General features: G+C 57.9%; 20 protein-coding genes. 7 read left to right on the top strand and 13 right to left on the bottom strand.

The genetic code is table 11. The features are described from left to right. Positions 1 to 361: 361 nt before the first annotated feature. The 10 genes from ACMA5I_RS15345 to ACMA5I_RS15300 all read right to left on the bottom strand — a co-directional run bounded on the left by ACMA5I_RS15345 (position 362) and on the right by ACMA5I_RS15300 (position 10,866). Complete coding sequence (locus tag ACMA5I_RS15345; RefSeq protein ID WP_525887158.1) at positions 362 to 1,072, bottom strand: DUF2270 domain-containing protein; 711 nt, start codon at positions 1,070 to 1,072, stop codon at positions 362 to 364. 54 nt (positions 1,073 to 1,126) lie between these two features. After that, positions 1,127 to 1,888 (bottom strand): SDR family NAD(P)-dependent oxidoreductase, encoded by a 762-nt coding sequence (locus ACMA5I_RS15340; RefSeq protein WP_525887157.1) that lies wholly within the window; start codon positions 1,886 to 1,888, stop codon positions 1,127 to 1,129. 146 nt (positions 1,889 to 2,034) lie between these two features. Beyond that, the gene (locus ACMA5I_RS15335; protein ID WP_525887156.1) at positions 2,035 to 2,835 is read right to left on the bottom strand and encodes a DeoR/GlpR family DNA-binding transcription regulator; all 801 of its coding nucleotides are present in this window, start codon (positions 2,833 to 2,835) and stop codon (positions 2,035 to 2,037) included. 82 nt (positions 2,836 to 2,917) lie between these two features. Further along, the gene (locus ACMA5I_RS15330) at positions 2,918 to 3,559 is read right to left on the bottom strand and encodes an HAD family hydrolase (RefSeq protein WP_525887155.1); all 642 of its coding nucleotides are present in this window, start codon (positions 3,557 to 3,559) and stop codon (positions 2,918 to 2,920) included. After that, complete coding sequence (locus ACMA5I_RS15325) at positions 3,559 to 5,070, bottom strand: FGGY-family carbohydrate kinase (RefSeq protein ID WP_525887154.1); 1,512 nt, start codon at positions 5,068 to 5,070, stop codon at positions 3,559 to 3,561. The genes ACMA5I_RS15330 and ACMA5I_RS15325 overlap by 1 nt, the downstream gene beginning before the upstream one ends. 30 nt (positions 5,071 to 5,100) lie before the next feature. Continuing rightward, positions 5,101 to 6,534, bottom strand: coding sequence for an amidase (locus ACMA5I_RS15320; RefSeq protein ID WP_525887153.1), 1,434 nt, complete (start codon positions 6,532 to 6,534; stop codon positions 5,101 to 5,103). Next, positions 6,531 to 7,589: an ABC transporter ATP-binding protein gene (locus ACMA5I_RS15315; RefSeq protein ID WP_525887152.1), complete on the bottom strand. Its 1,059-nt coding sequence runs from the start codon at positions 7,587 to 7,589 to the stop codon at positions 6,531 to 6,533. The genes ACMA5I_RS15320 and ACMA5I_RS15315 overlap by 4 nt, the downstream gene beginning before the upstream one ends. A 4-nt stretch (positions 7,590 to 7,593) precedes the next feature. Further along, entirely contained in the window at positions 7,594 to 8,484 is an 891-nt protein-coding gene (locus ACMA5I_RS15310; RefSeq protein WP_525887151.1) for a carbohydrate ABC transporter permease, read from the bottom strand. A gap of 2 nt (positions 8,485 to 8,486) precedes the next feature. After that, positions 8,487 to 9,434 (bottom strand): carbohydrate ABC transporter permease, encoded by a 948-nt coding sequence (locus tag ACMA5I_RS15305; RefSeq protein ID WP_525887150.1) that lies wholly within the window; start codon positions 9,432 to 9,434, stop codon positions 8,487 to 8,489. Between the two features lie 64 nt (positions 9,435 to 9,498). Beyond that, entirely contained in the window at positions 9,499 to 10,866 is a 1,368-nt protein-coding gene (locus ACMA5I_RS15300) for an extracellular solute-binding protein (protein ID WP_525887149.1), read from the bottom strand. A 236-nt stretch (positions 10,867 to 11,102) separates the two neighbouring features. On the opposite strand from ACMA5I_RS15300, the gene ACMA5I_RS15295 reads away from it, so the two are divergent. From ACMA5I_RS15295 to ACMA5I_RS15280, 4 genes are all read left to right on the top strand, one after another. After that, positions 11,103 to 11,900, top strand: a complete 798-nt coding sequence (locus tag ACMA5I_RS15295) for a BtpA/SgcQ family protein (protein WP_525887148.1) — start codon at positions 11,103 to 11,105, stop codon at positions 11,898 to 11,900. A gap of 85 nt (positions 11,901 to 11,985) precedes the next feature. Next, entirely contained in the window at positions 11,986 to 13,470 is a 1,485-nt protein-coding gene (locus tag ACMA5I_RS15290) for a sulfatase family protein (RefSeq protein ID WP_525887147.1), read from the top strand. Between the two features lie 8 nt (positions 13,471 to 13,478). Beyond that, positions 13,479 to 14,360 (top strand): formylglycine-generating enzyme family protein, encoded by an 882-nt coding sequence (locus ACMA5I_RS15285; protein WP_525887146.1) that lies wholly within the window; start codon positions 13,479 to 13,481, stop codon positions 14,358 to 14,360. A gap of 193 nt (positions 14,361 to 14,553) precedes the next feature. Further along, positions 14,554 to 15,171 carry a hypothetical protein gene (locus ACMA5I_RS15280; RefSeq protein ID WP_525887145.1) on the top strand — a complete coding sequence of 206 codons (618 nt, stop codon included), beginning with the start codon at positions 14,554 to 14,556 and terminating at the stop codon, positions 15,169 to 15,171. A gap of 313 nt (positions 15,172 to 15,484) precedes the next feature. On the opposite strand, the gene ACMA5I_RS15275 is transcribed toward ACMA5I_RS15280, so the two are convergent. The 3 genes from ACMA5I_RS15275 to ACMA5I_RS15265 all read right to left on the bottom strand — a co-directional run bounded on the left by ACMA5I_RS15275 (position 15,485) and on the right by ACMA5I_RS15265 (position 17,623). Then, positions 15,485 to 16,378, bottom strand: coding sequence for a sugar kinase (locus ACMA5I_RS15275; protein ID WP_525887144.1), 894 nt, complete (start codon positions 16,376 to 16,378; stop codon positions 15,485 to 15,487). A 45-nt stretch (positions 16,379 to 16,423) separates the two neighbouring features. Continuing rightward, positions 16,424 to 16,738 carry a polysaccharide lyase family 7 protein gene (locus tag ACMA5I_RS15270; protein WP_525887166.1) on the bottom strand — a complete coding sequence of 105 codons (315 nt, stop codon included), beginning with the start codon at positions 16,736 to 16,738 and terminating at the stop codon, positions 16,424 to 16,426. A gap of 234 nt (positions 16,739 to 16,972) precedes the next feature. Continuing rightward, a complete protein-coding gene (locus tag ACMA5I_RS15265) occupies positions 16,973 to 17,623 on the bottom strand; it encodes an NlpC/P60 family protein (protein WP_525887143.1) in 651 nt (216 codons plus the stop codon). A 151-nt stretch (positions 17,624 to 17,774) separates the two neighbouring features. Here ACMA5I_RS15265 and ACMA5I_RS15260 point away from each other — a divergent pair, with 151 nt between their 5' ends. The 3 genes from ACMA5I_RS15260 to ACMA5I_RS15250 are packed head-to-tail and all read left to right on the top strand — an operon-like array spanning position 17,775 to position 22,782. Beyond that, positions 17,775 to 19,427: a hypothetical protein gene (locus ACMA5I_RS15260; RefSeq protein ID WP_525887142.1), complete on the top strand. Its 1,653-nt coding sequence runs from the start codon at positions 17,775 to 17,777 to the stop codon at positions 19,425 to 19,427. 20 nt (positions 19,428 to 19,447) lie between these two features. Then, positions 19,448 to 20,689: a phosphatase PAP2 family protein gene (locus ACMA5I_RS15255; RefSeq protein WP_525887141.1), complete on the top strand. Its 1,242-nt coding sequence runs from the start codon at positions 19,448 to 19,450 to the stop codon at positions 20,687 to 20,689. Next, positions 20,689 to 22,782, top strand: a complete 2,094-nt coding sequence (locus ACMA5I_RS15250) for a S8/S53 family peptidase (RefSeq protein WP_525887140.1) — start codon at positions 20,689 to 20,691, stop codon at positions 22,780 to 22,782. The genes ACMA5I_RS15255 and ACMA5I_RS15250 overlap by 1 nt, the downstream gene beginning before the upstream one ends. Positions 22,783 to 23,063 lie beyond the last annotated feature (281 nt).

Genomic DNA, 23,063 nt, shown 5'->3' with positions numbered 1-23,063 from the left:
CCACATTAAATAACACGGACAGCAACATTATCAAACAAAATATTTCGTTTGTGTTCTTTTATGTTAAGCGCGGAACAGCATCGATAAGAGGGGTTTCTCGATACGCGGCAAGCAGGGCAGCGAGCCATTTCAGGCGTCGCAGAAAGGCCCATAATCCATATAATTTAGGTGAAATAGCGCTCTCGGGCCATGTGGGCGAACATCTGAAATATATATTATTTGAATAAATGCCAGCACTTTATGCGGCTGCAAAAGAGCCGCATATGCACCCATGGGTCAACTTAAACAAACAGATACGATCACGGCTTCGCCTTGATATTCACACGTCATGACTGCGAGCGCCGAAGGCACGGCGCCAAAGTTATGAAATCGTAATCAGGGTCTGACGACGGCGCCGCACGCGGCGTTCCATCATATAGGTCACCAGCGCGAGCATGATCCAGAAGACGTGGAAGACGATGCCTGCGGCGATGACAACCTGCCCTGACACCGGGCCGATGCGCGCATGCTCGAAAATGTCCGCCATGGACATCGCGGGTGTCGGGTGGATGAAAATCTTCCCCGAATAGGTCAGCGCCTGCATCATGAAGACCCAGATATAGTTCTTCCGCAAACGCCGCCCGACGGCACGTAAGTAGCTGATATGAAAGCGCGGTGTATCGTAATCATCGGCCAGAAGGGTATTCCAGCGGCCGTCCATAATGCCGTGATGCCCGCGCAGCATCGGCGCATAGAAATCGGTTTCGAGCAATCTCGCCCGTGCGCGCCAGACGTTGAAATAACGATAGCGCCGCGCTTCGAGCAGCAGGAAGACGGCGACCAGCGGCCCGACGAGAATGAGCGGGAGCGGCGATGCGCTGAACGAGCCGAACACGACGGTCAGGGAAACGCCCGTCAACACCACCGTCCAATTGGTCGTGGTATCCAGGCGACTCCGCCAGATCGTGCTGCGATAGACCTCGCCGCGATAGAGATGCGCAATCGCGCCCATCTCCGCCGCGCTGAACTCCTGCATGGTTGCGTTTTTCGCGGTCCAATCGCTGTGGATGTCTGGCGAGGACATTTTATTCATTATAGATTCCAATAAGATAAACGCGCGCCACGGTCACGCAGCGCGCAATGAGGGTCAGGTCATGTAGACGCCGCCGGTGACATTCACGCCCTGCCCGGTCATGAAGCGCGCCCCGTCGGAGGCGAGGAAAACGACCACATCGGCGACGTCTTCCGGCGTCTCCAACCGGCCAAGCGGCGTTTGGTCGATATAGGATTGCAGCACCTTGTCAGGCGTTGTGCCGAGAAGCTTCGCCTCCCACTCAATCTCGCGATCCTGCATCGGCGTGCGCACGAAGCCGGGGCAGACGGCGTTGACGCGGATGCCATCTTTCGCATGTTCGCGCGCGAGTGCCTGCGTCCAGCCGATCACCGCAAATTTCGATGCGGAATAGTGGGCCAGCAAAGGCGCGCCGACCTTGGCCGCCAGAGACGCCGTGTTCACGATGACGCCTTTGAGGCCGCGATCGAGGAAATGCTGCACGGCGACCTGATTGGTCAGGAAGACGCCCTTCGCATTGATATCAAAGTTAAAATCCCAATCGTCCTCGGAGAGATCCAGCGCAGGCTTCATGGACGACACGCCCGCATTGGCGTGGACGGTATCAATGCCGCCGAATTCCTCGCCACCGGCATCGAAGGCTGCCTGAATGCTGCCCTTGTCCCGGACGTCGACGCCAAAGGTCAGCACATTGCCGCCAAGTTCTTGGGCGCGTTCCCGGCAGAGATCTTTGTTCAAATCTGTAAGGACGAGATTGTAGCCGCTGGCGGAAAAAGCGCGGGCAGAGGCAAGGCCGATTCCGTTGGCCGCCCCGGTGATCAAGACTGTTTTTGTCATATGTGCTCCTATGTCTTAAACATAATCGCACATTATAAATCGAAATACAACTTTTTATGTTGGAAAATGTTGTTTTCGCAAATTCCGTGAACTTCATGGACCGGTTGCGCGAAACGCCCGGCAAAATCCGCAAAAAATCAGCGCGATCAGGAGGGAATGACGATGATTTCGGTGCATGCCGCTTCCAGCCGCGTTTTCAGCGGGCCCGGCGGGTCGGCATCGGTAATGAGAATGTCGATCACCTCGAAGCCCGTCACGCGGACGGCGGAGACGGCGCCGAATTTCGAGCTGTCCGCGAGAAGGATCCGTTTCGATGAGCGTTGGATCAGGGCCTTTTTGATCTCCGCATCCTCAATGGAATAATCGAAAGTTCCGTCGAGCGTGATCCCCGCAACGCCGAGAAACACCGTGTCGAAATGGAAGTTTTGCAGATAGGCAATCGTTTGCGCGCCGCTTATGGACGGCTCTGGCCCACCCAGCTTCCCGCAGGGCACGAAAACCGTCATCTGCCGTTCCGCCAGATCCTGCTGCACCCGGAGCGAGGTCGAGACGACACGAACAGAAGCATCCTCAATCAACGCCGCCAATTCCTGCATCGTGGTGCCGATATCGACGGCGATGGTCGTGTGCGGTTCGATATACTGAAGCGCCGCCGCCGCGATTTTCTGCTTCTCATTGCGGTGGATGCTCGCGCGCGTCGCCGCACTTGGCTCGTGACGCTCCAGCGGCCGCTCCTGAAAAATCTCGGGAAGATGCGCGCCACCATGTGTGCGCACCAGAAGATTTTCGTCGGCCAGCAATTCGAGATCACGGCGCACGGTCATGTCCGACACGCGCAATTGTTCCGCGATATCCACGATGGTCACATGGCCATCGCGCTCCAGAGCCGAAAGGATTTCCTTCCGCCTCAGAGTCGCCGGGAGCTTTCTGCCGTCATTCGCGTTCATGATGTCAACTGCCTCGTCACCTCATACACTAATCTCGGTTAATCAGCGACAAAAGGCAACCAAACTTATCACGAAGAGAACATTATGTGACAAGCACGCGCTGTTCAGCCGTTGAAACCAGATCGGGCAGCGCCGCGAGGTTTTCGATGACATGATCCGCCTGCGGCAGATCCGCGCCAAGCGCAACGACATGCATCCCGGCCCGCCGCGCACTTTCCGCCCCCGTCGCGCTATCCTCCACCGCAAAGGTTGCCGAGGGAAGGACGCGCATCTTCAGCATCGCGCGCAGATAGGGCTCGGGGTCGGGCTTTCCGCGCACGACATCGTCGAGGCTCACGGAGAGGGACAGAATATCGCTAAGGCCCAAGGCGCGCAGATTGGCGTCGACAACGAGACGGTTGGAATTCGAAGCGGCCCCTTGCAAAATGCCCATTTCATCAAGGCGGCGCACGGTTTCAACCGCATGCGCAATGGGTTGAAGCTCATGGGCGTGCGCGCTGTAATAGGCGTTCAGCTCTGCGAGCCATTTCTCAAAAGACAGGGTCTCCGGGAACCGGTCCTCAAGCGCGCGCCAGACATGCTGCACGTTCACACCGACAAAATGGTCCGACGGAAGCTCCGAAATATCTGCGCCATATTGATCGCAGACATGCAAAAGAGCGCGAAGATGGAGCGGCTCACTGTCAACGAGGGTGCCGTCGATGTCCCAAATCACGGCGCGCATCATGCTCTCACCTCGCGCGCGTTCACCATGGCCTCATATGTGGTGCGGAAGCGGTGATAGCCTTCTTCATAAAGCGCCGCCTTCGCCGGATCCGGTTCGATCAGATCGCCATGGCTGATGAAGTTCGAGACGCCGGAGAAATCATCGGTCAGCCCAGCACCGACCGCCGCCATGTAAGCGGCACCAAGGCAGGAGCCCGGATGCCCGTGAAGAAGCTGCACCGGCTGTTGCAAAACATCCGCACAAATCTGCATCCAGAACCGCGATTTCGACCCGCCATCCGAGGCCAGAAACCGTGTCGACGGATGACCCATCTCGCGGAACACCTCGACATGGTGACGGAAGGCATAGGCAAACCCCTCCAGCAAAGCGCGCCACATATGCCGCAGATCGTGATTGAGGCTGAGGCCGTGGATCACGCCGCGCGCCTCCGCATCATGGATCGGGGTTTTCTCCCCAAGAAAATAGGGGATGATCTGCACACCATCCGCGCCTGCCGGCGTTTGAGCCGCAATGCCATCGAGATGCTGATGGAGCGACAGGCCCGCCGCCTCCGCCTGCGCCGCTTCCCCCTGCGCGATCTTGGCGACAAACCAGTTCAGCGCCGAGCCGCCCGAGGCCATGCAACCATTGGGCATGAACATGCCCGGCACCAGATGATAGTCGAGGAACATACGCGCATCCGGCTGGGGCGTGTCGCTCGCCACGAGCACATCCGCCGCGCCGCCGAATTTGAGCAAAATGTCTCCGGGCCGCGTGACACCGGCGGCATAGCCCGAGGCGATATGATCGGCCGCACCGCCGATCACGGGAATACCCTCCGGCAGCCCGGTCGCCGCAGCGGCTTCCGCGCTGACATGGCCCATCACCTCATGGGAGGCGCGTTTGACGGGGATGGCGCTGCGCGGGATATGCGCGAGCGCGATCAGCTCGTCGTCCAGCTCATGGGTCGCGAGATTGACGAAGCCCGCCTCCAGCGCCCAGTTCTGCTCAACCGCAAGTTCGCCGGTGAGACGGAAGTTGATGTAGTCATAGGAGCCCAGCACGGTCGCAATCTTCGCGAACACGTCCGGCTCATGCTTTTCGATCCAGCGCAGTTTCGTCGCCAGAAGCTGCTGGTTGATGCCGTTGCCTGCACGGGCGAGAAAATCGGCTTCCTCAACCTCTGCGGCGAGCTCCGCGACCTCCGCGCCCGAGCGCCCGTCACTTTGCTGGATCGAGGGGCGCAGCACATTGCCCGCCTCATCGAGCAGGATCACGGCGGGCAGCATCCCGGCCACGCCAATGCCCTTCACGTCAGCGGCAGAAACGCCGCCGCTCTCCAGCAGATCAGGAATGATCTCGCAGGTGTTCTGCCACCAGTCCTCCGGGTTTTCCTCAGCCCAGCCTTGCTGCGGCGAGGAGAGCGTCACCGGGCGCGACACCTGTGCCAAAACCTTGTCAGGCAGGGCGATAAGGATACCGATGGTCGAGGTGGTGCCGACATCGATACCGATTACGTAATCCGTCATTTTTGGTGGGATCCTTTGCTTTGCCGCATGTCAGATCGCGGCGGAAAGTTCGGCCTGCATGAGGGGCGGCCGCTTGAAGTCCGGGCTGAAGGCGCGCTCGAAGTGATGCGAGGCTTGCAGCACCTGCAAATCACCGAAACGGGGTCCGACGATCTGTAGGCCAACCGGCAGGCCTTCTGCGCTGAAACCTGCGTTCACCGACGACGCCGGGTTGTGGAACAGGTTGAAAGGCGAGCTATAGGGAGCCCACTCCATCCAGTCCCAATCGGTTGCGGGATAGCCATCCGGCACCAGCTGGTCATTTTTCAGCGGTAAGCAGGCGACGGTTGGCGTCAGGATAAAATCATACATCTCGAAATAATCGACAAGCCGCTGATAGATGGGGAACATCCGGATCTTGTCGTGCAGGAACTGCCCCGCTGTATGCGCCTCCGCCTCGCGGGCGCAAGCGACCAGAGCGGGATCGAATGTATCCACGTGATCCGCATTCACATTCAGCACCAGCGCCGACATGATCGCGCACCAGTTGCGCTTGGCGATCTCCATCGAGCCGGAGAGGTCGATCCGCGCCTCTTCGACAATCGCGCCGAGATCCTCGAAGCGCAGCGCCGCCATTTCGCAGATGCGCCGAACCTCCGGGTCGAGCTTATCGACGAACCCGAGAGTGGGGCTCCAGGCGATGCGTTTGCCGGCCAGAGGCTTGTCGAGATTGTCGAGATAGCCGGGCGAGCCGCCTTCGAGCGAGTAGAGATCCCGAGGGTCGGGACCGGCGCAGACATCCATCATCAGCGCCGCATCGCGAACCGTGCGCGTCAGCGGGCCGTAATGGGTGTGCTGATTGACGTTCGGCAGCATGAGCGGGATGCGCCCATGCGACGGCTTGAGCCCGAAAATGCCGCAGAAGGACGCCGGGATCCGCACCGAACCCGCGCCATCCGTGCCGGTGGCCAAGGGCGCCATGCCGGTCGCGACCGCGACGGCGGAGCCGCCGGAACTGCCGCCGGGATTGCGGGTCAGGTCCCACGGGTTCTTCGTCTCGCCGTAAAGCTGCGAATAGGTCAGGCCAATCCAAGCCATATCCGGCGTTGTCGTCTTGCCGAGCGGGATCGCGCCCGCGCCTTCCATCCGCGCGATGATCGGCGAATGCTGCGTGGCGATGCGGTCCTTGTGGACGAGGCTCCCGAGCGTCGTTTTCTGCCCGGCATAGTCGTCAGAGTCCTTGATCGCATAGGGCACGCCATGAAGCGGCCCCCAGAAATCGCCCGCCATCTGCGCGGCTTCTGCGGCCCGCGCCTTCTCCATCGCGATCTCGAACATCGGGATGCAGAAGGCATTTACCGAAGGATCGACGTCTTCGATCCTGTCGATAAAGGCTTGCGTGACCTCGACCGGGGAGAGCCGCTTGGCGCGGATCTCCCCGGCCAGATCGGCGGCGTCCATCCAGCATAGCGCTTGCCCGGTCATCGCAGACGCGCCTCGGTTTCGGCGTCGAAGAGACGCACCTGACCGTCAGCGGGGCGGACACGCAGCACCTGCCCCGGCTGGAGATTGGCCCGCTCGCGCTGTGTCATCTGCACTTCCTGACCTGCGATCCGTCCGGTGAGGATCGTTTCGCTGCCCGTCGGCTCGATCACGTCAACGGTGAAATCCACCGCATCTGGCGCGTCGGACAGCTCAAGATGCTCGGGGCGGATGCCAAAGAGACAGGCCCGCCCGCCGCTCGCCGCGACCGCCGGGGCCGCCATTCTGACGCCCTCGCCCAGATCCACCACGCCGCCATTATAGGTGCCGGTCAGCAGGTTGATCGCGGGCGAGCCGATGAAGGTCGCGACAAACACATTTGCGGGGTTGTCATAGAGATCCAGCGGCGCGCCGACCTGCTCGATATGACCCGCGCGCATGACCACGATCTTGTCGGCCATGGTCATCGCTTCGATCTGATCATGGGTCACATAGATCGAGGTGGCGCCAAGGCGCTGATGCAGCGCCTTGATTTCCGTCCGCATCCGCACACGCAGCTTGGCATCGAGATTTGAGAGCGGCTCATCGAAGAGAAACACCGAAGGGCTGCGCACGATCGAGCGGCCCATGGCGACGCGCTGACGCTGACCGCCCGAAAGCTGGCGCGGAAAGCGGTCCAGATATTCGGTCAGGTTCAGTGTCGCCGCCGCCTCGGCCACGCGCGCCTTGATCTCGGTCGCCGACACCTTGGCCAGTTTCAGCGCGAAGCCCATATTCTGCTCCACCGTCATATGCGGATAGAGCGCATAGCTCTGGAACACCATGGCGATATCGCGGTCCTTGGGGGCGACGTCGTTGATGACCTTGTCGTTGAGCAGGATCTCGCCCGCCGTGACCTCTTCCAGCCCCGCAATCATCCGCAGCAGCGTGGACTTTCCGCAGCCCGAAGGCCCGACCAGCGCGACAAACTCGCCCTCGTCGATCTCGACATCGATGTCATGGATCACCTGCAAGGCCCCGTAGGATTTCTTCAGGTTCTGAATTTGCACATTTGCCATCGGATTATCCTTTCACGGCACCGGCCGTCAGGCCTTTGACAAGATATTTCTGGAGCAGCAGGACCAGCGCGAGGGTCGGCAGAAGGCCGATCAGGCAGATCGCCATCATCACGGTGAAGAACACGAAGTGATCCGAGACGAGCCCTGCGAGAACGACCGGGACTGTCATCACCTCGGGTTTCGAGACGATGATCAGCGGGATCAGCAACTCATGCCATGAGATGATGAACATAATCACGCCGCTCGCCGCGAGGGCGGGTTTGCAGAGCGGCAGCAGGATCCGCATGAAGGCCATGAAGCGCGTGCAGCCATCGAGCCGCGCCGACTCCTCAAGCTCCTTGGGAAGCTGTTGGAAATAGGGCACGAGGATGATGATCGCGTATGGCAGCAACAAGCCGATTTCGGTGATGATCACCCCGGAGAGGGTGTTCAGCAGGCCAAAGCCGCGCAGCACCACGAAGAGCGGCACCATCAGCACGATCAGCGGCACCATGCGGCTGACCATGTTGATCTGCATCAGCCAGCCGGTCCAGCGCACATCCAGCCGGGTTACGGTGAAGGCCGTGAGGCTGGCGAGGACAAGCACACCAACGGTCACGAGCGCGCCCACGATCACCGAGTTCAAGAATGCATTCGGGAACCATGTGACGGAGTTCGGCAGATAGCTGATATCCTGAAAGAGCGTGCCCTTGTCCGCGCCGCCCGAGAGGATCAGCCGGAAATTGTCCAGCGTGTATTCCACCGGCAGCAGCGCATGAACATCCGCCTGCAAGCCACGTTCGCTCTGGAACGCGCCGAGGATGACAGGCACCAGCGGCAGGATCAGGAAAGCGATGCAGGCGACATTGGCCAGGTTCATCAGGATGCGGGTACGAAGCGTCATTTTTTTACGCATGATCAGTACTCCACCTTCTTGTAGACGAATTTGATGTAGAAGATCGCGATCAGGCCGACGATGAGCGCCAGCACATAGGCGGAGGCGGCACCGACACCGATATCAAAGGGCGGCTGGAACGCGGTCTTGTAGGTATACCACGCGGCCACCCAGGTATCGTCACCCGGCCCGCCCTGCGTGATCGCGAAAATCTCGTCGAACACCATGAAGGCGAAGGTCGTGCGCAGGATCAGCGTGACCGCCAGAACCGGGCGCAGCAGTGGCAGGGTGATGTGCCAGAATTTGCGCCACGCGCTCGCGCCGTCGAGTTCCGCCGCCTCGTAGAGATGGTCGGGAATGCCCTGAAGCGCTGCATGATAGAGCAGGATGTTGAAGGGCGTTGTGCGCCAGACATAGGAAATCACCACGGCCATAAAGGCGGTTTCGGTGTTGCCGAGCCAGTTCACATATTGGTCGATGAACCCGAGATTGTAGAGCACCCGGTTCAGATAGCCGAATTGCGTGTTGAAGATGAAGGACCAGAGGAACCCGTTGACGATGGGCGGCACGGCCCAAGGCACGAGGATCAGGAATTTCGTGACTTTCGAGAGCCGCACATTGCTGTTGCTGATGACCAGCGCAATGGCGAGACCGATCACGACCTCAAGGATGACAGAGACCAGCACGAAAAGGATCGTCGTGCGCATCGCCTTCCAGAACACCGGGTCGTTGAAAAGCTCTGCGTAGTTGCCCAGGCCCGCCCAGGGATATTCGCCGCTGCGCAGCTCGCGCACGCCCACATCGTGGAAGGACAGATAGCCCGCGAAGAAGATCGGATAGGCCAGAATGATCGCAAAAATGATCATCGAGGGCAGGTTCATGCCGAGGGCGAGACGTCCCGGCGAGGCTTCTTTCTTGAAAAAGCGACTAAGGCTCCGACGCTCCGGCGCGTCGGTGTTCTGAATGCTCATCTTATACTCCAGTTAGGGCGCCAGGGGTGTCTGCGCCCTCAACCAGAGGGCGCAAGCAAAGCCCTTAGCGTTTCGCCCTGTCGATATTGGCGACCATGTTGTCGCAAGCCTCATCGGGGGTGATCTGGCCGCGCAAACAGGCCGTCAATTCGACATTCAGCATTTCATTCCACTGAGGATACCACGGCTCGTTCACCGCCGGGACAACCTCGGTATAGGGAACCGCCTTATCGAAAATATTCAGCATTGCATCGACATCGACACGCTCGGACCAGACATCGCGAAGCTCGGCGCTGTTCATGGCCGAGGTATAGCCCGGTGCCAGCATGGAGCTTTTTGCCAGCGCGAGCGCCTGCGTATAAACGCCGTCCTGCGTCTTACCGCCGAGATATTGCAGCAGTTTCCACGCCCATTCACGGTCGCGCGTCGCTTCGGAGAGCATGTAATACCATGTCACGGCCAGCGTCTTGCCATCGCCCGGCAGCGGATGGATACGCCCCTTGCCCGCGATCGGCGACTGCGCCGGGTCGTTCACCACATTCATGTAATAGTTGTGGAGTGCGCCCAGATAGAGGTGATTGCCGGTGTTGAACACTTTCACGGCGGGCAGGAATTTCAGGTTCAGCGAATCGGGATCGGCGATCTCGTGCTTGATGAAACTGTCCTGGAAATATTGCAGGGCCTCGCGGGCGATGGAGCCCGGCCCGAGTTCCGGCGTCATATCCGGGGCAAAGATGCGCCCGCCGCGATTGGCGACCTGTGCGAACCATGTGCCCGGCAGCGGATCGAAGGCCGCTCCCGCAACCCAGAGCAGCGGATAATTCGAGACGCCATCCGCCTTTGCCTTGAGACATTGCTCGGTCAGCTCTTCCCAGCTCGTGAAGGGCTTGCCGCCAAATCCGGCTTTTTCGAGCAGCTCATCATTGTAGATGAAATTCCAGGCGATCGAGAGATAGGGAAGGCCCCAGACCTGATCGTCCCGCGTCGCGATGCTTTTCGCAAGCGGCGTGAAATCGCTGACATACTCATCCAGCCCCGGCAGACCGTCGAGCGGCGCCGCGATGCCTTGGTCGATATAGCTGGCCATCGTCTGCAGCGGCGAAACCAGAACGTCGATATCCTCGCCCGCCGCATACATGGATGTCAGCTTGGCGATCTGCGGATCGATATTCGGCTCGATGATCTTCTCGACCGGGATGCCCCAATCCGCCTCAAACTTGGCGGCGATGTCGTCATAGATATTGCCGAACTGCCAGACGACGAAATTGATCGTGTCGACATCTGATTCGGGTCGCAGCGCCCACGCACCATCCTGTGCGAACGCGCCGCGCGGATAGAGACCCGCGCCCGCGGCCGCAGCAGCAGCCACCGCGCCCAAAAACTGGCGGCGCGCCATCAAAACGTCCTGTGCTGATGTTTTTACCTTAGTCACGTTTTCCTCCCAGAAAGTTCGTTGGACCACCCTGGCACCGCCATTTGACGACACCGAGGCCTTCCATCCACTCATATCTAAACGAAAGACAACACCAATGCAAACACAAATCACCAAAACAGGCTTATTTTTGTAATTTTATACCGCTGTTCGCTATTTTTATGTTGACATATGATCGAAATGCGCGCAAATTCCGCTTCATATCAACATAAACGCACAAATTGGAGCCTCTGCTTATGTTCGACTTCCTCAACACCGACAAAGCCGTCATTTCGATGTGTCATATCGGCGCCCTTCCCGGCACGCCGCTCTATGACGCAGATGGCGGCATGGACAAGCTGATCGAAAATGCCATTTCGGATATCGAAAAGCTTCAGGATGGCGGCGTCGATGCCATCATGTTCGGCAATGAAAACGACCGGCCTTACCTGCTGAAAGGGACCCCGGAATCCATCGCCGCCTACACCGCTGTCATCACCGCGTGTAAACCGCATCTGAAAGTGCCCTTCGGCGTCAACTATCTCTGGGATCCGACCGCTTCGGTCGCCGTCGCCAATGCCACCGGCGCAAAATGGGTCCGTGAGATTTTCACGGGCGTTTTCGCCTCGGATATGGGTGTCTGGGCGCCCGACGCCGCCACACCGGCGCGTCTCAAGCGCAATCTCGGCCAGAAGGACCTGAAACTGTTCTTCAACATCAACGCCGAATTTGCCCATTCGCTGGACCAGCGCCCCATTGAGCTGCGCGCGAAATCGGCCATCTTCTCCTCGCTCGCCGATGCGATCCTCGTCTCCGGCCCGATCACCGGCCAGCCGGCGGACGGCTCGGACCTGCGCAAGGTTGCAGAAGCAGTTGGCGATCTCGTTCCGGTCTTTGCCAATACCGGCGTGAATATCGACAACATCAAGGATGTGCTGTCGGTCGCCTCGGGCTGCATCATCGGCACCCATTTCAAGATCGACGGCGACACCTGGAACGCCGTGGATGGCGACCGCGTCAAACGTTTCATGGATGTTGTGAACTCGGTTCGCTAAGAACAGAGAACAGCCGATGATCCGGGGCTGGCTCCTTCGCGCCGGCCCCCTATCCACTTTCATATTGCCTTTTTACGGACGCCAGATGACGACGACGCCGTATATTCTTTGGATCACCACCGACCAGCAGCGCTACGACACGATCCGCGCGCATGGCAATGAGGCGATCCACACACCCAATCTCGACCGTCTCGCCGAAGAAGGCATGTCCTTCATGAACGCTTATTGTCAGGCCCCGATCTGCACGCCGAGCCGCGCGTCCTTCATGACCGGGCGCTATCCGGCCTCGCATCACGTTCACCGCAACGGCAATGATCACTTTCCAGAGGCCGAACGCATCCTGCCGCGGATTCTGAAGGACTCTACCGATTACACGACCTGCCTTCTGGGCAAGCACCATCTATCACGCTCTGAGGACCGGATCGAGTTGATCCCCGAAGACGGCTATGACCACGCCGAGCTCTGCGATTGCTGGCCCATCGGGCGCGCCTATGACGACTGGCTGAAGGAAAAACACGGCGTCGCGGATCCGCTGAAGCTCTATCCCGAACTGCTGCAAAACTCGCCCCGCGACTATGGTCCCGGCTTCCCGATGGAGATGCAGCAGGCGACATGGTGGGGTGAGCGCGCCACCGCCTTTATCGAAAAGAAGCACGACGCGCCTTGGTTCATGAACCTGAACGCGGTCGATCCGCATCCGCCCTTCTTCCCACCGGAGGAGTTCCTCGACCGGTATGACCTTGAGGATATGCCCCTGCCGCTCTACCGCGAAAGCGACGCGGCCCGACAGGAAGAATTCTGGGAAATCGACCAGCAATGGAAGAAAATTCAGGATGTTCGCCAGTATGATCCCGCCGAGGATATCGACCAGTCGAACATCCCGCTCGATCAGCGCAACCTCTTCGATTTCCCGCCCGACACCTATGACGCGCGCTATGTAAAGGCCTGTTATTACGCGATGATCGAGATGATCGACGACCGCGTCGGCGCCGTTCTGGAGGCGCTGGAGCGCACGGGTCAGGCGGAGAACACCATCGTCATTTTCACCTCGGACCATGGCGAGATGATGGGCGACCACGGGATGCTCTATAAGGGCTGCCGCTTCTTCGAAGGGCTGGTCCACGTGCCGCTGATCGTCAAATGGCCCGGCGTGACCAATCCCGGCAGCCGCAGCGACGCGCTGGTCGAATTGGTCGACATTGCGCCGACCTTGCTGGAGATCGCGGGCGTCGAGATCCCTTACAATATACAGGGCAAATCGCTCGTTCATCTGCTGCGCGGCGAGACGGCGCGCCATAAGCCACATGTCGTCTGCGAGTTCAACGAGGCCCTCGCCGGGATGCCCTATCAAAGCCATGGCACAATGGTGTTCGATGGCCGCTACAAGACCTGCATGTATCATAAGGCGGGCAAGGCCGAGATTTTCGATTTGCAGGAAGATCCGGGCGAGTTTGAGTCGCTTTGGGACAAACCGGGCTTCGAGAAAGAGCAAATCCGCCTCTTGAAGCAACATCTTGACGCAGTGATGGCGACCAGCGATGCAGGGATTGAGCGGACCGGGAATTACTGAGGAATACCATGGCCAACAGCGACGTCAGGGATGACATGATTGCCATTCCCGGCGGGCGTTTTGCCATGGGATCCGATGATTTCTATCCCGAAGAAGCGCCGCGCCGAGAGGTGGAGGTCGCGCCCTTTCACATCGCGGCTCACGCCGTCAGCGCGGCGGATTTCGCCGGTTTTGTGTCCGCCACCGGCTATCTGACGACCGCAGAGCAACCGCTCCCCCCCGAGCTTGCGCCGCCGGACACGCCGCCCCATCTGCTCGCGCCCGGCTCACTGGTCTTTCATCCCACCTCGGGGCCCGTCCCGCTCTCCGATTTCCATGCGTGGTGGCGCTTCGTCGAAGGCGCATGCTGGCACCAACCCGAAGGTCCGGGAAGCACGCTTGACGGACGCATGGACCACCCCGTCACCCATATCTCCGCCATCGACGCCCGCGCCTATTGCGACTGGGCCGGACTCCGTCTTCCCACGGAAAAAGAATGGGAATTCGCCGCGCGCGGCGGGGTTGAAACGCTCTATCCATGGGGCGACCATATCGCACCCGAAGGACGACTGCGTATGAACACATGGTGGGGCGATTTTCCCTACCAGAATATCGTCCACAACGCCGGCCCCTTCACGCTCCCGGTCGGCAGCCTCGGCAGCAGCGGCTACGGCACCTACAACATGCTCGGCAATGTCTGGGAATGGACCACCACCCGCTCCGAAACACGCCTGAGCCGTGAAATGTGCTGCACCCCGAAACGCGAGATCCAAGCTGGCGAAATGCTCGTGGTCAAAGGCGGCTCCCACCTTTGCGCGCCCAGCTACTGCCAGCGCTACCGCCGCACAGCGCTCTCCGTCGAAGAAGCACGCTCCTCGACGTCCCATATCGGATTTCGCTGCGCCGGATAGAGCGCGCGGCACTATCCCGCGCTCCCGGCGCGCGCGGCTCTCAGCGTAGGGCGCCGCGACCATCCAGTGACTGCGGGCCTGCTGGGAACATGCCTTATCGTCATCATCCTTCTACTCTTCCCGGCAAAGATATGAATATATTTGGGATTAAGAGTGATGGAGTGGCATGCGATGTTTAAGGGGGCGCCATGATATGAGTGATAAAACACCCGAAAAGCCGCAGGATAGCGAGCCATCACCCGCCTCCAAATCCCGCCGCCGCAGCCCGCTGCCGAGCGACCGCTATGGCATCTCTCGCAAGTCCTCGGGCGGCGTGGACGGCAAGGCTTGGCTTGTTCAGCTCTCGCGTGGCGGGCGAATGATCCAGGCCAGCTTTGCCGATACCACCTATGGCGGGCACGAGGCCGCGCTCTATGTCGCCCGCGCCTATCGCGACGCCGTGCTGGAAGTGATTCCGCCGCTCACCAAGGCCGAGATGCGGCAGGTGCAGCGCAAGAAACCGCAAGGGCCGCATAGTTCCGAGATGACGGGCGTGCATTACGCCAAGCCGTCGAAAGGGCGCTCGGCGGCATGGGTCGCTCGGATTGAACTGCCGGTAGAGGAAGGCGCTGCCTCCACAGCAAAGCGCCAACGGCGGGCCATCACGCGCCGCTTTTCGGTTGCCCGGCTTGGCTATGACGCTGCGAAGGCCGCCGCGGAGGAGGCGCGGCTGGAGATGCTCGACGCACTGCAGGATGGTCAAGATCCGGCCTTGCGGAGCGGAGCCGCGCAGAGGCTGCATAAGAGACTTGGGAAAGCGGGAGAGGGTTAAATTTTGCTCAGCACGGTGATGAGGCTATCTTATTGGCCCGGTTTTAAGACGGACTAGATAGTTCTGCCCGAGACATAACCTGCCAAAAAAATGCACTTGCTGCGCTCGGTTCCACCTCAAGACTGCGCTTGGAGCGCTTGCGAAGATCATGCGCCGCGAAGACATGCAGCGGCGCAGGCACCATCTTCACGTTCTCCCAAAATACGACGCGGACGTCACTGCAACGGATCTTTTCGGTCTCTTAATAACGATGCAGGATTATCCAGCCCTTGGCAGGATGGCCAAATCCTTCGCGCCATAAACGGGTTTTCGGTTAACGCGTCACCTTCACCAGCGCTCCCCGCCCGCCGATCACCTGCCCTGCGACATGTGCGCCGTTCAGGATGCAGTCGGGGATCGGCTTGTTCTGATCCAACGCGGCGAAGAAGCCGGCGTTGAAGCTGTCGCCAGCAGCGGTGGTGTCCACGACCTTGGCGACAGGCGGGACGTTCACGACGCCGCTCTCGTCGCCGTGTTGGTAGAGCACCTCCGCCGGGCCGTTTTTTACGATGATGAGATCCGCGCCCTCATTTGCGTAGCGCGCTGCGGTGGCTTGCGGATCAACGTCGCCGAAATACTCGGCCTCATCCTCGAAGGACGGCAGCACGATGTCCGAGACCCTTGCGCCCTCCATCACGGCGGCGGTCATCTCGCCCACACTTTCCCACAGACGCGGGCGCAGATTGGGATCGAACGCCACGCGCTTCCCGCTCTCGTGCGCCGCAGCCAGAGCCGCAAGCAGATTGGCGCGGCCCTGCGCGCCGATAATGGCCAGCGTGATGCCGGAGAAATAGAGAATGTCTGCTCCCTCGAACGCCGCTGACAGCGCCGCCGGATCCTCCGCAAGGCGGCGCGCCGCCGCGCTCTCGCGCCAATAGGTAAAGCTACGCTCCCCGTCTTTCAGCGAGATCATGTAGAGCCCGACCGTGCGGTCCGGCAGACGTGCAACATGGTCCGTCCCGATCCCCGCCTCGTCCATCACCGCCAACATCTTGCCGGAAATCTCATCCGTGCCGACGGCGCTTAGATAGGACACCTCCATGTCGCTGATCTGGCGCAGATACCACGCGGTGTTGAAGGTATCGCCCGCATAGCCGAGGCGGTAGTCACCCGCTGTCTCAGCAGCGGACAGCTCCGCCATGCACTCCCCAATCGCCACAAAATGCACTCTGATCTTCCTTCCTGATGCGCCGCCTCGCGCCAAAACATCAATTCAGTCATGCGCCACATCCAGCGCGTAAAACGTCACCTGATCGAAATCGCGCTCCGGCCATGTGCTGGTATCGTTCTGCGAATAGGCTCCGGCCTTAAAGTACATGAAATCCGCGCCGTGGGAATAGCCGCTGTCGCTCATGTCAAAAGGCTCGGCCTCAATCACACGGCCATCGTCGTGGGTGATGGTGAGATAGAGCATCGGCCGCAACGCGCCATCCATCTCCGCCGAAGCCACGCGGATTTCATAGGAAAATACCTCGTCCAGCGCGATCCCATCCTCAGGATTTGCAGCAAAATCATCGCGATCGCCGATGTCTTGAAATAAAAATTATCCACTTCTGCCGGATATTTAAAGTAGCTGATGCGAGAGCAAGCGCTGAGAGCCAACAGAAGCAACGAGCCTATCGTAGCTGGAAAACATCAGACTGAAACGCATATTTAACAGCCTGCCAGACTGCGCATAAATTTTGATGCCCTAAACCGAGCAACCGCCCACGGGCGCTTCGTGCCAGCAGGCGGATACAGGGCGTTCAAGGTGGCGCTTCTTTTAGGCGTATGCAGCCTCTGGCTGTTTCACTTTCGGACGCCGGACACCGAGCAGTCTTGTCGCGCTGTAGAGTTGGATAGACACGGAATCTCTCTGGTTCCCACCAAGGACAAAAATTTGGTCCTTTGCCTTTCCCATGTAGAAACCGACGTGACCTTTTCCACTTTCCATAGATTCACGCCAGAAAATCACCATATCACCGATCTTCGCGTTAGAGGGATCAATCACTTTGTTTACATCAAGGTAGGCGCGGGCGCGTAGAACAAGCTTCGGAAGTGGGGCGTCGGGAGATTCAGATCGCAGCATTGCGGCCACAAACAAGCCACACCAAGGCACATCATCGCCATCATAGCGAATATTCAAATCTTCCGCCCACTTCATAATTGTGGGATTGTTCGCAGAGCCGATGACTTCTTCGACGCCGATATACTGCATCGCGTTGACGACCCAACTTGGCCAGAGATCTTGCCGTAGTTGTTTTCGGACAATGTCGACGATCGCCGCAGTAATTAAGCCGTTCACCGGCAAACCGTTCTCTGATTGAAAGGCCATCAAAGCGGCTCGTGTCTTCGGGCCTAAATCTCCATCAAGTGGACCCGGATTGTACCCCCTTAAGGTAAGGAACCACTGACTAAAGTAAGTATTGTTCATTTTCGCCTCCTTTGCGTTGAACACTCGCAAGGATGAGGCGTTACCGTGCCGGTGCCGTCTCGGGATCGTTAATCCATCGTTAAATCGTAACAAGGGCAGATGATGAGATCAGAAAAATAGTATATATTATGAATATTCGAATAGGTGTATCATGTATAATATATATCTCTACGGACCATTTCAAATTGAAGCGATTAACGGCGATTTAATTAAAATTGGATCAATAGCTCAGGCTCTAATAGCCTTACTCGCGACAGAGAAAAATGGAACCAGAACAAGAGCTTTTCTCAAGGCAATGCTATGGGAAAACAGCGATGCAGATCATGCAGCTACATCTCTTCGGGGAGTACTCACGCGCCTTCGCAGCCTCCTCAACACGCAAGAAGAAGTGATTAGCGCGAACAGAGAGCGCGTGTGCCTAAACCTCCGTCATGTTCAGCTCGTACCGCCCGACGTAGAAGAGCTGTTTCTGGAGGGCATTGATATCGCTGGTGCGGAGGCCTTTGAAGAGTGGCTGACGGCGATGCGTAATCGTCCCGCTTCGCCCAGCCTGCCGGCCGATACTGGAGCGGAAGTTGTCGCAATTCGTGCGGATGTTGCGCCTAATGATCTTCTGCCGCGTGTCGCCGTGTTGCCCTTTCAACTTCGTAGCTTTGAGCCCTCGCAAAATGTTTTTGCGGATATCTTGGCCGAGGAACTTACACGTGCTCTTTCCAAGTCTCCGCTGATGAGTGTCGTATCCCACCTTTCAACGCGAAAGATGGGGGGACATGCACACCGCTTCTCGGTCATTCGCCAGCAACTGGGATGCGATTACCTGATCTCTGGCTCGCTGATCATGCAGGATGCAAAATCAAAGCTGATCGTCTCCCTGCACGATGCGCGGAAGGGTGATCTCCTTTGGACGGATAGCTTCGTTGAGAACAACCAAGCGATCATGCTCGGAGAATCTGACGTACTTTTCGGCATCTCAAGCCGCGCACAGCGAACTATTCTCAGTCAAATCTCCACAGATCTTGACAGCCGTCCGCTCTTGACGACACCTGCATTCCGGCTGCTCATTGGGGCAATAAGCAATCTTCACACCCACCGTCCTAAAAGTTTTACCAAAGCGCAGCTCTATCTTGAGCGCGCGAGAGAAATTTGCCCTAAGCATCCCCTTCCGACGGCGTGGTTAGGCTACTGGCACTGGATGTCCGTTCAGAACGGTTTTCATAGTGATAGGTTGGCGCAATCCTCCCTGTCGCGAAATCTTGCCAACGAAGCAATTGATCGAGACCCCGGATGCGCAATCGCCCGTGCCACGATTGCGATGAATTATAGCCACATCCTCCAAGACTTCGAACTTGCGGCTCAGGCCTATGCGACTGCGAAAATTTGGGCTCCAAACGAACCATTGGGAGCCCTCCTCAACGGTGCAATGCAAGCTTATAAGGGCAACAGCGCCGAGGCGGTAAGGTTGACGGAAAAAGCGGGGCAGCTCTCGCCGCTCGATCCACAGAAATACTATATTGATGCGCTGACAGGCACCGCACATCTGACCGATGGGAACGAGGGAAAAGCGCTTGAACTGGCGCTAAGTTCTCTTGAACTGAACCCATACTACGTTTCGACACATCGCCTGAAGATTATCTCGCTCGCATCGCTTGGACGGCTCGAAGAAGCACGTAAAGCGGCGAAAGATTATCTCAAGATCGACCCCAATTTCTCAGTGACGGCCTACGCCAAAACACATCCCGCCTGCGCGACCGAAGTTGGTGCGCATTGGGTGGATATGCTCAGCCGCGCGCAACTGCCGCGCTAATTCATGAAGGGAATATTACGATGTCTTATCTTAGCTATCTTGGAGGAACGGGCGGAACCGGAGGCACGGGAGGAACCGGAGGTACGGGTGGCACCGGCGGAACAGGCGGAACCGCCGCAGCCTTAACATCTGGCATGGAGATGGGAATGCCCGTCTATGGCGGCGTGACACCTTATTCGGCCGGCCTATCCGCGGGGATCATGACGGCACATCAGGATATTTCTTATCAGTGGTGGGACAAGATTCATGATGTTGACCCGCCAGACGACTCAAAAGAGCAGCAGGAAGCGACTTTTCTCAACTCATCGCCGTGGGTACGTCATGTCGTGGTCATGGACGAGCTTCTAGGCATGTTCAGAGTAAATGGGAAAAGCCGAAAAGGCGGAAAAGATCTCCCCATTAGGCTTGACGTAGGCGGCAAGGAAAAACTGATATCCATCGTATGGAATACCGCAGATTCTTTTAATGACAAGATGAAACATCAGCTTCAGGTGGTGATGGACTATGCCTCCATGCGGAACGACCGCTTCAACGAAATTCACACCCAACTTGGCTTCCCGACACCCTATTTCGGGACGATCCTTGGCCTACATCCAGAGCGACATAAATACACCTTGGAGCTGATCTCTCTGTCACAAAATCTCGCAGCAAGCGTTGCGATGCGATTTAAACAGTATTTTCGCCTGTTTCGCCCCGACGAAATGAACGGCCTGGTAAACCCAATGATCCCGACACCTGGGCATCCTTCTTTTCCCGCGGCTCATGCTGTGGAAGCCTATGTGGTTGCACATATGGTGCCACATCTTCTGCACACCGCACAGGAGGAACGTGTCGCCACCATCCGACACGCACTGCGCCAACAAGCCGCGCGGATTACAGAGAACCGGGTGGTTGCAGGCGTTCACTACCCGATTGATTGTATCGTCGGTGCGCATATTGGCGCCCAGCTTGGCGAACTCTTCGCCGCAGTCGCAAAACACACTCACAGCAAAAACGCTCCATTAGAAGTTTATGCCATGAGCTTGAATGTGAACGATATTATGGGCACAGAACGGCTTGATAAACCTATTGAGTTCACTTTCCCGGCAGGCAGTTACGAGGCTGACACTGCTGGGTCAGCGAACACCGAAAAGACTAAAGCTGATGCCTCCAAATCGCCGGAAGATAAGGATCCAGTTGCAGTTGATGCCGCAGACTATCTGCCGATTCTTTGGAACAAAGCCACTTCCGAGTGGAGACTTAAGTCGAAAGGGGGTGCGTGATGCGTGATCCAATCATTTCTAGGGACGCCATTGCAACATGGATGCTCAACCCCACTGCAGGCGGCCGCTATCTCATCCCTCGAAAACGCTCATATACTCAAGTGCAAAGCAGCATCGCAGTAGAGTATTTCGGCATTCTGACGCCAAGAACGTCGGATAAAGAGGTGCCTGTGGCTCCGGTCGTGGAGACGGAAGATCGTGCTCTTTACCTCTTTAACCCAAAGGAATTGCAAGCCTTCCGAGTGCCGACCGAGCCTCAAGCCTTTATACAAATGAGTGCACAAACTGATATTGTTGGCGGCGAGCAGGTCGAAACACGCCCGGAGGGTTTACTGATTGTCCCCTTGCCGCTCACCGAGCGCGAAGTCCCATCTTCGAATATCGAGCCAGCAACAATGCCATCCGATTTATCCAAAACGCTATCATCCGCGAAAGTCATCCATGCGGTGATCGATGATACGATCCTGCCGATACACCACCGCCTAAGGCAATCTGATGGCAAAACGCGCTTTGCGGCAATTTGGCATCAGGATGGACCAGCTGGGCCGGAAACCTATGACTACCGAATGGGAAGAGTTTGGTATCGTCATGAAATCAACGACATTCTCCAGCAAGATGCCGCAGATATTCGTCGTAGCTTCGGACATGACGTGAGGCGAGAAACGGGTCAACCGACGGGAGCGATAAGTGCCTCACATGGGGGGGCCGTGTTGGATCTCTTTTCGGGTTATGATCCAGACCGAAAGATCTTAGGGGATGTCACATCAGACGAGATACCCATCATCGGCGTCCAACTTCCTGCCCGTGTTTTCTGGGACTCGGCAGGTCTCGCCCTCGGCTTCTTTATTTCAAACGCACTGCACTTCATTATCGACACAGCAAAGAAAATGGGCGGCGGGTCCCGACCGCTAGTTATTAATTTTAGCTACGGAATGACTGCTGGTCCTCATGACGGCTCGAGTTTTATTGAGCAAGTGATTAACCAGCAATTGGTGGATCGCCGGAAAACAGCGCCGACTGAACTCGTTCTTCCAATTGGAAATAGCCACTTGGAACGGCGTAGCTGGCGACAAAGTGGCACCGTGGCCAGCTTTGCTGTAGAAATTCCGCCATCGCGAACCAAACCGAGTTTTCTCGAAGTTTGGTTTGACTGGCCACCCGAATACAGAAGCAAAGAGGTCGCGTTTACGCTGGAGGGGCCCGGTGGATTACGTTGGCCGGAGGAGGAGGAGATAAAGCTCTCTTTGGGTGAACACAGCGACCTTGCATTACCTGAAAAAGGCGTGATTGGTCGCGTTGCCTTTGAGAACAATCCAGCCTTCGGTGTCGATATGGACCGGCACCGGGTCTCACTGATGCTCGCGGCAACGGCGAGCCGGGGGGGAGGCGCGCCCACCGCACCATCGGGCTTATGGGTATTAAAAGTTATGGCAGACGACGAGACCCAGTTCGACGGCTGGCTACAACGTGACGACGATCCGGTTGGCTTTCCCGCAAGCACGGCTTTCCCGAGATTCAGATACCCCAACCGACAAGAAGAATACGAGCAGCGTGCTTTCACCGCATCGGCAAAAGTTACCGCTACAGAATCGGTGATAGCCGCAGGTTGGCGCCTGTCAGATGGTCGTGTTGCACCCTATTCCGCTTCTTACGATCCGTCGGTTACAGATGCCCGTCGCGCGGCCTCACAACTCGTCATTGCGGCACCGTCTGAGAGCTCCTCCGCATTGCCCGGCTTAAAGGCGGCGGGAAATATCGGTGGGCGTGGCGGCGTAATTTCTGGCACGTCAGCGGCCGCACCTCTTCTTGCTCGGAAAATCGGTGAGCTTATGGCGAGGGGTAAAGATGCTCGCAAAGAACTCCGCGAGATGTTGGCGAAAGATGGCTCGGTTGTTCTCCCGGAGACGCTCGTCAACCAAGACACACAAATGCGCCCTGGTCATGTGAAACGAGATGACTGGCTCGGCACGCCGCATGGCGGACGTGATAGCAAAGCGTGGACAGGAGAGGTTGCCGAGTACGCTCAGGCACGGATTGGCCAAGGTATTTACCAACCAGATGGCGAAGCGTTTAAAAAAATCAGACGTCGGTGAGCGTTAGTAGTACGAGAATGAGCCCTATCGCTGAAAATTGGGCGACTGGGCTCATATCTGTTTATTGATTGAAGATACATTCGAGCTGCTTGATCTCCGAAAAACTGAATCATTGCGGACTATCCCGCTGCGGATTGTTGGTAGAAAATACTGCGCTATAAATATCTGGGAGTATGTCGAGATCATAGACCATGGGCAATTGAAAATCGACGCCCGCGCGGAAGCCTTGGCATGCGAGCGAAGAATATCCCTCGCTCTCTTTGACGAGACATTGAGATATC

This window comes from Jujubicoccus corallicola, from assembly GCF_047345645.1.
Classification (GTDB): domain Bacteria; phylum Pseudomonadota; class Alphaproteobacteria; order Rhodobacterales; family Rhodobacteraceae; genus JBLEFH01.
This window is presented reverse-complemented; position numbering and strand designations above follow the sequence as displayed.

Bases quoted from the DNA above. Each gene is read 5' to 3' on its own strand.
- ACMA5I_RS15320 (WP_525887153.1), bottom strand. From the start codon at position 6,534: ATGACCGGGCAAGCGCTATGCTGGATGGACGCCGCCGATCTGGCCGGG.
- ACMA5I_RS15285 (WP_525887146.1), top strand. From the start codon at position 13,479: ATGGCCAACAGCGACGTCAGGGATGACATGATTGCCATTCCCGGCGGG.
- ACMA5I_RS15335 (WP_525887156.1), bottom strand. From the start codon at position 2,835: ATGAACGCGAATGACGGCAGAAAGCTCCCGGCGACTCTGAGGCGGAAG.
- ACMA5I_RS15255 (WP_525887141.1), top strand. From the start codon at position 19,448: ATGTCTTATCTTAGCTATCTTGGAGGAACGGGCGGAACCGGAGGCACG.
- ACMA5I_RS15345 (WP_525887158.1), bottom strand. From the start codon at position 1,072: ATGAATAAAATGTCCTCGCCAGACATCCACAGCGATTGGACCGCGAAA.
- ACMA5I_RS15290 (WP_525887147.1), top strand. From the start codon at position 11,986: ATGACGACGACGCCGTATATTCTTTGGATCACCACCGACCAGCAGCGC.
- ACMA5I_RS15265 (WP_525887143.1), bottom strand. From the start codon at position 17,623: ATGAACAATACTTACTTTAGTCAGTGGTTCCTTACCTTAAGGGGGTAC.
- ACMA5I_RS15310 (WP_525887151.1), bottom strand. From the start codon at position 8,484: ATGCGTAAAAAAATGACGCTTCGTACCCGCATCCTGATGAACCTGGCC.
- ACMA5I_RS15325 (WP_525887154.1), bottom strand. From the start codon at position 5,070: ATGACGGATTACGTAATCGGTATCGATGTCGGCACCACCTCGACCATC.
- ACMA5I_RS15305 (WP_525887150.1), bottom strand. From the start codon at position 9,434: ATGAGCATTCAGAACACCGACGCGCCGGAGCGTCGGAGCCTTAGTCGC.
- ACMA5I_RS15330 (WP_525887155.1), bottom strand. From the start codon at position 3,559: ATGCGCGCCGTGATTTGGGACATCGACGGCACCCTCGTTGACAGTGAG.
- ACMA5I_RS15315 (WP_525887152.1), bottom strand. From the start codon at position 7,589: ATGGCAAATGTGCAAATTCAGAACCTGAAGAAATCCTACGGGGCCTTG.
- ACMA5I_RS15295 (WP_525887148.1), top strand. From the start codon at position 11,103: ATGTTCGACTTCCTCAACACCGACAAAGCCGTCATTTCGATGTGTCAT.
- ACMA5I_RS15280 (WP_525887145.1), top strand. From the start codon at position 14,554: ATGAGTGATAAAACACCCGAAAAGCCGCAGGATAGCGAGCCATCACCC.
- ACMA5I_RS15250 (WP_525887140.1), top strand. From the start codon at position 20,689: ATGCGTGATCCAATCATTTCTAGGGACGCCATTGCAACATGGATGCTC.
- ACMA5I_RS15340 (WP_525887157.1), bottom strand. From the start codon at position 1,888: ATGACAAAAACAGTCTTGATCACCGGGGCGGCCAACGGAATCGGCCTT.
- ACMA5I_RS15260 (WP_525887142.1), top strand. From the start codon at position 17,775: ATGTATAATATATATCTCTACGGACCATTTCAAATTGAAGCGATTAAC.